General features: G+C 69.1%; 9 protein-coding genes and 1 pseudogene. 6 read left to right on the forward strand and 4 right to left on the reverse strand.

The genetic code is table 11. The annotated features are described in order from the left end of the window. Positions 1–275 precede the first annotated feature (275 nt). Entirely contained in the window at positions 276–1,466 is a 1,191-nt protein-coding gene (locus tag CA983_RS34925) for a pyridoxal phosphate-dependent aminotransferase (protein WP_086604765.1), read from the forward strand. Positions 1,467–1,563: 97 nt separating this feature from the next. Here CA983_RS34925 and CA983_RS34930 read toward each other — a convergent pair whose 3' ends face one another. Next, positions 1,564–2,118: a Uma2 family endonuclease gene (locus tag CA983_RS34930; protein WP_086604766.1), complete on the reverse strand. Its 555-nt coding sequence runs from the start codon at positions 2,116–2,118 to the stop codon at positions 1,564–1,566. Between the two features lie 122 nt (positions 2,119–2,240). Between CA983_RS34930 and CA983_RS34935 the strand changes: the two are divergent. Continuing rightward, positions 2,241–2,613 (forward strand): annotated as a pseudogene (locus tag CA983_RS34935) (aminotransferase class I/II-fold pyridoxal phosphate-dependent enzyme); the annotation flags it as partial. Between the two features lie 78 nt (positions 2,614–2,691). Here CA983_RS34935 and CA983_RS34940 read toward each other — a convergent pair. Then, on the reverse strand, positions 2,692–3,219 hold the full coding sequence (locus CA983_RS34940) for a YbjN domain-containing protein (protein ID WP_010032094.1): 528 nt from the start codon (positions 3,217–3,219) through the stop codon (positions 2,692–2,694). Between the two features lie 225 nt (positions 3,220–3,444). Between CA983_RS34940 and CA983_RS34945 the strand changes: the two genes are divergently transcribed. Continuing rightward, entirely contained in the window at positions 3,445–3,855 is a 411-nt protein-coding gene (locus tag CA983_RS34945; protein ID WP_244207225.1) for a hypothetical protein, read from the forward strand. Between the two features lie 14 nt (positions 3,856–3,869). Here CA983_RS34945 and clpB read toward each other — a convergent pair whose 3' ends face one another. Beyond that, complete coding sequence (gene clpB / locus CA983_RS34950) at positions 3,870–6,467, reverse strand: ATP-dependent chaperone ClpB (RefSeq protein WP_086604767.1); 2,598 nt, start codon at positions 6,465–6,467, stop codon at positions 3,870–3,872. A 103-nt stretch (positions 6,468–6,570) separates the two neighbouring features. On the opposite strand from clpB, the gene CA983_RS34955 reads away from it, so the two are divergent. Next, positions 6,571–6,987 (forward strand): pyridoxamine 5'-phosphate oxidase family protein, encoded by a 417-nt coding sequence (locus CA983_RS34955; protein WP_086604768.1) that lies wholly within the window; start codon positions 6,571–6,573, stop codon positions 6,985–6,987. 203 nt (positions 6,988–7,190) lie between these two features. Here CA983_RS34955 and CA983_RS34960 read toward each other — a convergent pair whose 3' ends face one another. Beyond that, complete coding sequence (locus CA983_RS34960; RefSeq protein WP_086604769.1) at positions 7,191–7,526, reverse strand: Rieske (2Fe-2S) protein; 336 nt, start codon at positions 7,524–7,526, stop codon at positions 7,191–7,193. Between the two features lie 367 nt (positions 7,527–7,893). On the opposite strand from CA983_RS34960, the gene CA983_RS34970 reads away from it, so the two are divergent. Both CA983_RS34970 and CA983_RS34975 read left to right on the forward strand, forming a co-directional pair. After that, positions 7,894–8,838, forward strand: coding sequence for a helix-turn-helix domain-containing protein (locus tag CA983_RS34970; protein WP_244207226.1), 945 nt, complete (start codon positions 7,894–7,896; stop codon positions 8,836–8,838). A 17-nt stretch (positions 8,839–8,855) separates the two neighbouring features. After that, the coding region (locus CA983_RS34975; protein WP_143645630.1) for a helix-turn-helix transcriptional regulator at positions 8,856–9,578 on the forward strand (723 nt) is incomplete at its 3' end.

Below are 9,578 nucleotides of genomic sequence, written 5' to 3' on the forward strand. Positions count from 1 at the left end.
ACCAGCTGCCCCCGCCGGCGCTGCCCGATCCGGTGGACGCCCCCGCCCCGCGACGGGTCGTCCGTCCGGATCCGCCGCCGCGGGCCTTGGACACCAGCGCCCCGACCAGGACGACTCCGATCACCGCCAGGATGATGCCGACAACCATGGCGTCACYCTCCTTCCGTTCCCCCGAAGCGGCCCCCCGTGGGCGCCTCGCTCTTGCGTGACCGGGAGATGCCCGCCCCCGGCACGCCCCAAAGCAGAGTTGAGGAACTCCAGAGCTTCGGCGGAGGATGACCCGCATGACCTCCAGTGCGCGCCCCCTCCTGAACCGCCGGCTCGCCGAGTTCGGGACGACGATCTTCGCCGAGATGTCCGCCCTGGCCCTGAGCACCGGCGCCATCAACCTCGGGCAGGGCTTCCCCGACACCGACGGCCCCGAGGAGGTCAGGGAGGCCGCCGTACGGGCGCTGCGGGACGGCCTCGGCAACCAGTACCCGCCGGGCCCCGGCGTCCCCGAGCTGCGCACCGCGGTAGCCGCCCACCAGCGGCGGCGCTACGGACTGTCGTACGACCCGGACACGGAGGTCCTGGTCACCGCGGGCGCCACGGAGGCCATCGCCGCCTCGCTGCTCGCCCTGCTGGAGCCGGGTGACGAGGTGATCGCCCTGGAGCCGTACTACGACTCGTACGCGGCGTGCATCGCGATGGCGGGCGGGCGCCGGGTGCCGGTCACGCTCCGCCCGCACGAGGACAGCTTCCGCCTGGACCTCGACGAACTGCGCGACGCCGTCACCGACCGCACCCGGCTGCTGCTGATCAACACCCCGCACAACCCGACCGGCACGGTCCTCACCCGCGAGGAGCTGGCCGCGATCGCCGAGCTGGCGGTGGAGCGGGATCTGCTCGTGGTGACGGACGAGGTGTACGAGCACCTGGTCTTCGACGAGGCCGAGCACGTGCCGCTGGCGACGTTCCCGGGGATGCGCGAGCGTACGGTCACCATCGGGTCGGCCGGCAAGACGTTCTCGTTCACCGGCTGGAAGGTCGGCTGGGTTACGGCGGCGCCGGAGCTGGTCACGGCGGTGCGCTCGGCGAAGCAGTACCTGACGTACGTGGCGTCGGGGCCGTTCCAGTACGCGGTCGCGGAGGCCCTGGCGCTGCCCGAGTCGTACTTCACGGCCTTCCGGGACGACATGCTGGTCAAGCGGAACCTGCTGGCGGCGGGTCTGGAGGAGGCCGGGTTCCGGGTCTTCCGCCCGTCGGGGACCTACTTCGTCACCACCGACATCCGCCCCCTCGGCGAGACGGACGGTTTCGCCTTCTGCCGCGCCCTGCCGGAACGCGCCGGTGTCGTCGCGATCCCCAACGCCGTCTTCTACGACCACCGCGAGCAGGGCGCGCCCTTCGTGCGGTTCGCCTTCTGCAAGCGGACGGAGGTGCTGGAGGAGGCGGCCGCCCGGCTCAAGACGCCGACCGCATGACAGTCGACCGGCATACCGGCGTACCGGCCACACGTACACGGCTGCCCCGAGCCGCCACGCACCTACACCGCCGCGCCGCCGCACCGGGAGTCCTTCGTCAGCGGGCGTCTGCCTCGGGCTCCGGGCGCGGGAGTTCGTCGAGGTCGAGGGTGAAGGTGCGGCCGTCGGCCAGGGGGATGGGGAGCTTGCCCGTGCCGTACTTGTGCGTGTGTGCCGCAATGTAACCGGTGGCGGTCGGCTGGGTGTGGAGGACGACTTCCTGCGCGTACGGGTCCACGACCAGGTAGATCGGGATGCCGTAACGGCCGTACTTCGCGGTGCAGTCGTCATAGTCCTTGCGCGCAGAGGAGGTCGAGACGACCTCGGAGATCAGCAGGACGTCCTCGAAGCTGTAGCGCTTGCCTTCCTTGCGCGCGTCCTCGCGCAGGATCGCAAGGTCGGGGGCGGAGTTCTCGTCGGCGGGGAAGTCGATGTAGACATCGGAGGTGACCTTCGCGTGACGGCCGAGGGCGAGAGCGGAGTCGATCTGCATCGACCTGATGGTGCTGGAGTGCTCTTCGCTCTGCGGGGTCATGATCACCTTTCCGTCGGCCCCGAACAGGACCGTGTACCCCTTGGGGAACTCGGTGTGCACGATCGCGTCGACGCTCATGGACGGCTCCTTCCCGTGTGTGGTCAGGATACGGCGGACAGCGCCGTGTCAGCAGTCGGCCCATCGGCGGTGCTGGAGTTGCCCCTGGTGGGCTTGTTGCGCGACAAGCGAATGAGTGCGACGTGGCGTCGGGGCCGTTCCAGTACGCGGTCGCGGAGGCCCTGGCGCTGCCCGAGCCGTACTTCACGGCCTTCCGGGACGACATGCTGGTCAAGCGGAACCTGCTGGCGGCGGGTCTGGAGGAGGCCGGGTTCCGGGTCTTCCGCCCGTCGGGGACCTACTTCGTCACCACCGACATCCGCCCCCTCGGCGAGACGGACGGTTTCGCCTTCTGCCGCGCCCTGCCGGAACGCGCCGGTGTCGTCGCGATCCCCAACGCGGTCTTCTACGACCACCGCGAGGAGGGCGCCCCCGTTCGTACGGTTCGCGTTCTGCAAGCGGACGGGCGTGCTGGAGGAGGCCGTACGCCGCCTGAAGGGCGTCGGCGGGGCCTGAAAAGGCGTACGGCGCGTACAGCACGTACCTCTCTGCTCGTACGCGCCGACGCGCCGCTGGGGCGGGGCCTGCTAAGGCCTACTCCTCGTCCTCGGGCTTCTCCGCCTCGTTGATCTCCTCCTCGAGACCGAGCTGCTCGATGAGCCACTTGTCGAACTCGATCGCGGCCCGCACCCAGCTGACCGTCGAGGAGACGAAGTGCTCCAGGCTCACGCCCATGCCGATCAGCATCTGGGCCTCGCCGATCAGGCGGACCGTGCCGTCGTCGTGGGTGTGGCTGTAGACCTTGGGCCACAGGGTGCGGCGGTTCCAGTCGTCGATGGACTCCAGGATCTGCGGCTTGGCCTCGATCTCGTGAGGCCGGTCGTAGAACGTCCGCACGGAGAAGACCTGCTGGTCTCCTTCACCCCGGAACATGAAGTAGGTGCGGAACTGTTCCCACGGCGCCGCGAGGTCTCCCTCGTCGTCGACGACGTACTTGAGCTCCATCTGGTCGAGGAGCTGCTTCACGAGGTCCTGATCCGGGACGACGGGGCCCGCCGGTCCTTGCGGCTGCGGCTCGGGCTGGCCCCCGAAGTTCGGAATCGAGGACGGGTCGATGGTCACCGTGATTTTCCCTTCGTACGGATCCCGCCATCCTCCCCCATGCGGGGAGGGGGGTGGCAAGCCCCGACTACCCCGCTAAGCCCATGGCTGACACGATCCGGTCAACCGCAACCTCCAGGTGCCGCACGCCGTCCTCCTGAAGGGCGGACGGAGGGGGCGGCGGTGGCGGAACCGGGCAGGGGTTGCACTCGGTGGCGGCCGGCTCTGGCGATCCTGGCGGTGCCCGTGCCCGTCCTCGTGTTCCTGATCGTCTGCGTGTTCATGTGGGCCCTGACCGACGAGGACGATCCGGGTGCCGGGGCTGTGGCGAAGGTCGGGTGCGCCGAGGCACTGGCCTTCGGCGGCGCCGACCGCCCTGCCGGCGCCGAGGTGCACGACTGCACCGCGCAGCGGGGCATCGACACCGCGTACACGGCGGTGCTGCGGATGCCCCGCGAGGACGTGCGGTACTGGCTGCGCGCCACGTATCCGGACGCCCCGGAGCCCCGCGCGGGCGGCTCCTGCGGGGCGCTCTGTCTGGACGTGACCCATGAGAACGGCCTGCCCGCCACGGTCGGGGCACACGTGGTGCAGGTGAGGGTGGAGTACGTGAACGCCGAGACCGCGCGGGTGCGCTTCTCGGCGTTCACGATGTGACGGGACCGTCGCCCCTACAGCGTCTTGCCCACCGCCGGTCCCACCAACAGTTCGTCGCCGAGGCGGTCGACGCGGACCGTGTCGCCGTCCTTGATCTCGCCGGAGAGGATCTCCTTGGCGAGGCGGTCGCCGATGGCGGTCTGGACGAGGCGGCGCAGCGGGCGGGCGCCGTACGCCGGGTCCAGGCCCTCTTCCGCGAGCCAGGCCAGGGCCTCGGGTGTGACGTCCAGGATGAGGCGCCGCTCGGCGAGGCGCTTGGCCAGGCGCTCGATCTGGAGCTTGGCGATGCGCTCCAGCTCGGGCTTGGTCAGGGCGGCGAAGACCACCAGGTCGTCCAGGCGGTTGAGGAACTCCGGCTTGAAGGAGGTCCGCACCACCTCCAGGACCTGTTCCTTCTTCTCCGCCTCACTGGTGAGCGGGTCGACCAGGAACTGACTGCCCAGGTTCGACGTCAGCACCAGGATGGTGTTGCGGAAGTCGACCGTGCGGCCCTGCCCGTCCGTGAGACGCCCGTCGTCGAGCACCTGGAGCAGGATGTCGAAGACCTCGGGGTGGGCCTTCTCCACCTCGTCCAGCAGGATGACGGAGTAGGGACGGCGGCGCACCGCCTCCGTGAGCTGGCCGCCCTCCTCGTAGCCGACGTATCCGGGCGGGGCGCCGACCAGCCGGGCCACGCTGTGCTTCTCGCTGTACTCCGACATGTCGACGCGGACCATCGCCCGCTCGTCGTCGAAGAGGAAGTCGGCGAGGGCCTTGGCCAGTTCCGTCTTGCCGACACCGGTCGGGCCGAGGAAGAGGAAGGAGCCGGTGGGGCGGTCGGGGTCGGAGATCCCGGCGCGGGACCGCCGTACGGCGTCGGACACCGCCCGCACGGCCTCGGTCTGGCCGATGAGCCGCTTGCCCAGCTCGTCCTCCATGCGCAGCAGCTTCTGCGTCTCGCCCTCCAGCAGACGCCCGGCGGGGATGCCGGTCCAGGAGGCGACGACGTCGGCGATGTCGTCGGCGCCGACCTCCTCCTTGACCATGGTGTCCTTCGCGACCTCTTCCTCGGCCTCGGAGGCGGCCTCCAGCTCCTTCTCCAGGGCGGGGATCTCGCCGTAGAGCAGCTTGGAGGCGGTGTCGAAGTCGCCGTCGCGCTGGGCGCGTTCGGCCTGGCCGCGCAGTTCGTCGAGGCGTTCCTTCAGCTCACCGACGCGGTTGAGGGACTGCTTCTCCTTCTCCCAGCGGGCGGTGAGGCCGCGCAGCTCCTCCTCCTTGTCGGCGAGGTCGCGGCGCAGCTTCTCCAGGCGCTCCCGGGAGGCCGCGTCGGTCTCCTTGCCGATCGCCAGCTCCTCCATCTTCAGCCGGTCGACGGCGCGCTGGAGTTCGTCGATCTCGACGGGGGACGAGTCGATCTCCATGCGCAGCCGGGAGGCGGCCTCGTCGACGAGGTCGATGGCCTTGTCGGGCAGGAAGCGGGAGGTGATGTACCGGTCGGAGAGGGTGGCGGCCGCGACCAGCGCACTGTCCGCGATCTGCACCTTGTGGTGGGCCTCGTAGCGGCCCTTGAGCCCGCGCAGGATCGCGATGGAGTCCTCGACGCTCGGCTCGGCGACCAGCACCTGCTGGAAGCGCCGCTCCAGGGCGGCGTCCTTCTCGATCCGCTCGCGGTACTCGTCGAGGGTCGTGGCACCCACCATGCGCAGCTCACCGCGCGCGAGCATGGGCTTCAGCATGTTCCCGGCGTCCATGGCGGAGTCGCCGCCGGCACCGGCCCCCACGACGGTGTGCAGCTCATCGATGAAGGTGATGATCTGCCCGTCGGACTCCTTGATCTCGGCGAGGACCGTCTTCAGCCGCTCCTCGAACTCACCCCGGTACTTGGCCCCAGCGACCATGGCCCCCAGATCGAGCGCGACGAGCCGCTTGTCCTTCAGCGACTCGGGCACGTCCCCCTTGACGATGCGCTGGGCGAGCCCTTCGACGACGGCGGTCTTGCCGACACCGGGCTCGCCGATGAGCACGGGGTTGTTCTTGGTACGGCGGGACAGCACCTGCACCACGCGCCGGATCTCCTGGTCCCGCCCGATGACGGGATCGAGCTTCCCTTCCCGCGCGGCGGCGGTGAAGTCCGTCCCGAACTTCTCCAGGGCCTTGTACTGGCCCTCGGGGTCGGCCGTGGTCACCCGGCGCGCTCCCCGCGTCTTCTGGAAGGCGTCCTGGAGCTTCCTGGCGTCGGCGCCCTGCTGGGACAGCACCTCGCCGGCCGCGCCGCCCTTCGCGGCGATGGCGATGAGCAGGTGCTCCGTGGAGAGGTACTCGTCCCCCAGGTCCTTGGCGCGGGCCTGCGCGTCGGCGACGACGGCGAGCATCTCGCGGTTGGGCTGGGGCGGCGCCACGGTGGACCCGGTCACACTCGGCAGCCCGGCGAGCACGCGCTCGGCTCCGGCGCGCACGGCCGCCTGGTCGGCGTCGACCGCCGCGAGCAGATCGGTGATGTTCTCGTTGTCCTGTCCCTGGAGCAGCGCGAGAAGCAGATGGGCGGGGGTGAGGTCGGGGTGCCCCTCGGTCACGGCCCTGTTGCTGGCCGCGTTGATCGCGTCCCGGCTCCGGTTGGTCAGCTCGGCGTCCACGTTCGCGTTCTCCTCCTTGCACTGACCCGAACGACTTACACAAAGTTGAGTCTAGTCCACTCAAGGCCGATTCGGGAGGGCCGCAGGGGCTAAGTTCCGGGGCATGGCGACCAAGTACTCCGTCGATCCCGGCGCTCCGGACGAGCCGTATCTCAGCTTCTGGCGGGAACGGCACGTGTGCACCCTGACGACTCCCCGCCCGGACGGCACTCCGCACGTGGTACCCGTCGGGGTCACATACGATCCCGCGGCCCGGCTCGCTCGGGTGATCACGAACAAGGCGAGCGCCAAAGCGCGGCATGTGCTGGCCGCCGGGGAACAGGGAGCGGCGGTCGCCGTCTGCCAGATGGAGGGCAAGCGCTGGGCGACCCTGGAGGGCCGGGCCTTCGTCCGCACCGAGCCGGACCGGGTCGCGGAGGCGGAGCGCCGTTACGCCGAGCGCTACGGGCGGACGCCCTCGCCGAACCCCGCGCGCGTGGTGATCGAGATAGAGCTGACGCGAGCGATGGGGCGAGGTTGATGTCGCGGTTGATCCCGAGGTTGATACCGAAGTCGACCGAAGTGAATATCCACACCGGTGATCGACTGGATCCAGCCAGCGCGTGACTGGGTGGATAACCGGAAATGTCGCCAGAAACTGCAGCGGCGTCACCGTGTTCAGGTCACGGTGACGCCGCTGCGGGGGGAAGCACCTGAGCGATCTGTTACGACGGGGGAATCGCGTCAGGCACTGCGGGGGGTGGCAGAGATGGTCCTCGGTGCAGGAGAGTCGGCCTCCACCTGCTCGTGGTCCCTTTGGTCCAGATTCACAAAGATCATTCCGTACCGTACGGCACACCGCACGGGCTGCGGCGCCCCCCGAGGCCGCCGCAGACACCGGTAAGCCCGTACGTCCTCGTCCTCGTCCCGCGTGACGACCACCGGCTCGCCGAAAACGGTCACCATCAACGAGTCGCCGCTGTGGGGGATGGCGGTGACCAGGTCGATGAAGTGCCAGCCGGAGCGGTAGGCGGTGGCCATTTCGCGACGGAAGGAGCGGTCGTCGGGTGGAGTGGTCACGGTCAGCTCCCGGATCCCGCTGTCGCGGAACTCGGCCAGCTGGTGTTGTTCACGCCGTAGCTGGTCTGAGCCACCGCCGGCCAACTGGTGTTCGCCCGAACATCGCCCTTCTCATCGGAGAAGCCACTCAGCGCGCCGAGGGTTACAACGACGGAGAAGGCGGCGACAAGCACCGAGCGAAGCATTCTGTTCCGCATAGTCGGCTTCGTCCTCACTTGAAGGTCCCCTTTTCCCCCGTCGAGTACGACGATGGCTCATTCGGGCACGTCATGGCCACACAATCAATGCATCATGTTCCTGCATGTTCAGGACCCTGGGGGGTGGAGATTTGACAACAAATCGAGCAAAAGGGACACATCCCCATCCGATGACCGAGTGGTGCGAGGAGGGCGGACGTCTGTATGCCACCGCTCTGCGCACAGGACGCATCGCACGTGCGGACGTGGAGCCGGCCCCCTGCCTGATGGAGTTCGCCCTCCTCCACCCCGATCCGGACGATCCCGACTGGCTGCGCCCCGTGGCCCCGGTCGTCGCCCTTTCCCGGCAACTCAACCCCCTGGAACACGAGATCGCCGAGCGCAGGCGCCTGGCCGTCGACCTCGCGGAGACCTTTCAGCCGTTCATGGCCCTGGGCACCCAGATCGCAACGGTAAGTGACTCCATCACCGTGCTGGAAGGCGGTGAACGTATCAATGCCGCACTCAACATGGCCACAGTCCAGTGCCGGACCGAGGTCCTCACCCTCCAGCCGAGCGACCGCATGTCCGAACGCAGCCTCCTGAGAGGGCTGGAACGCGACAAGCCACTCATCGAACGCGGTGTGCGGATCCGTACGGTGTACCAGCACACCGCCCGCTACAACCCGGAGCAACTGGCCTACGCGGCCAGGCTCTCCGACGGCAAGGCGGAGTACCGCACCATAGACGAGCTGGTGGAACGTTTGATCATCTGCGACGAAACCGTCGCCTTCATCCCCGCCCGGGACGACCAGCAGGTCGCTCTGGAACTGCGCCACCCCGGCCTCGTCCGCTACCTGATCAAGCTTTTCGAATACCTGTGGGACCGCGCGGTCCCACTGAGCACCGGCACCCCGTACGAAGCGGCCACCGGCGGTATCACGGACGTCCAGCACTCCATAGCCAAGCTTCTGGTCGAGGGGCACGTCGACGAGGCCATCGCCCGACGCCTCGGCATGAACGTACGCACCTGCCGTGCTCACATCGCCAAGTTGGCGTCGGCCCTGGGCAGTGGCAGCCGAGCTCAACTCGGGTACCTCATAGCGCAGTCGGGGATCCTGCAACAGGACCACTGAAGAGGAGGAATTCCCGAGTGACGTCGGCGCCACACCCCATGCACGACGCGGAAGAACTGTGCCGTGCCGGGACGGAGCTGTACGAACGAGCCCTGCGCGAAGGGCACATACCCGCCGAAGCGGCCAACGCCGCGCCCTGTTTGATGGACTTCGGCCTGCTGCACCCCGCCGTCGACGACCTGCACCGGCTCGAGCCCGTGGCGCCGGCCGTCGCCCTCCACCGGCTGCTGCGGACCTCCGGGGAACGGATCGCGCGCGAACGACGACGGGAAGAACGGCTGGCCGAGACATTCGAGCCGTTCATGACCGTCGAAGGGCACCGCGCGGCTGCGGCCGCCACCCCGACGCTGACGCTTCTCAGCGGAAAGAAGCGGATCAACGAGGCCATCACCGCGGCCATGGCGGACGCCTCCCGAGAGCTGCTCACCATCCAGCCCCACACCAGGGTCACCAGGCAACGGGCCGAGGCGGCCTACGCCGTCGCCACGGACCGCGACCAGGCTCTGCTGGACCGCGGCTGCCGCATCCGCACCCTGTACCAGCACACCCTCCGCCACTCCCCCTTGACCGTCGCGCACCAAGAACGACTGAGGGGCGACATCGAGGCGCGCGCGCTGGACGAGCTCACCGACCGGCTCATCATCGTCGACCGGGTCGTCGCCTTCCTCCCCGCCGACGGCAACGGCGACCTCGCGCTGGAAATTCGCCACCCGGCCATCGTCGGATACCTGTCCACCACC

The sequence above is a fragment of the Streptomyces swartbergensis genome, from assembly GCF_002148965.1.
Lineage (GTDB): Bacteria > Actinomycetota > Actinomycetes > Streptomycetales > Streptomycetaceae > Streptomyces > Streptomyces swartbergensis.

Bases quoted from the DNA above. Each gene is read 5' to 3' on its own strand.
- CA983_RS34970 (WP_244207226.1), top strand. From the start codon at position 7,894: ATGACCGAGTGGTGCGAGGAGGGCGGACGTCTGTATGCCACCGCTCTG.
- CA983_RS34955 (WP_086604768.1), top strand. From the start codon at position 6,571: ATGGCGACCAAGTACTCCGTCGATCCCGGCGCTCCGGACGAGCCGTAT.
- CA983_RS34925 (WP_086604765.1), top strand. From the start codon at position 276: ATGACCCGCATGACCTCCAGTGCGCGCCCCCTCCTGAACCGCCGGCTC.
- CA983_RS34930 (WP_086604766.1), bottom strand. From the start codon at position 2,118: ATGAGCGTCGACGCGATCGTGCACACCGAGTTCCCCAAGGGGTACACG.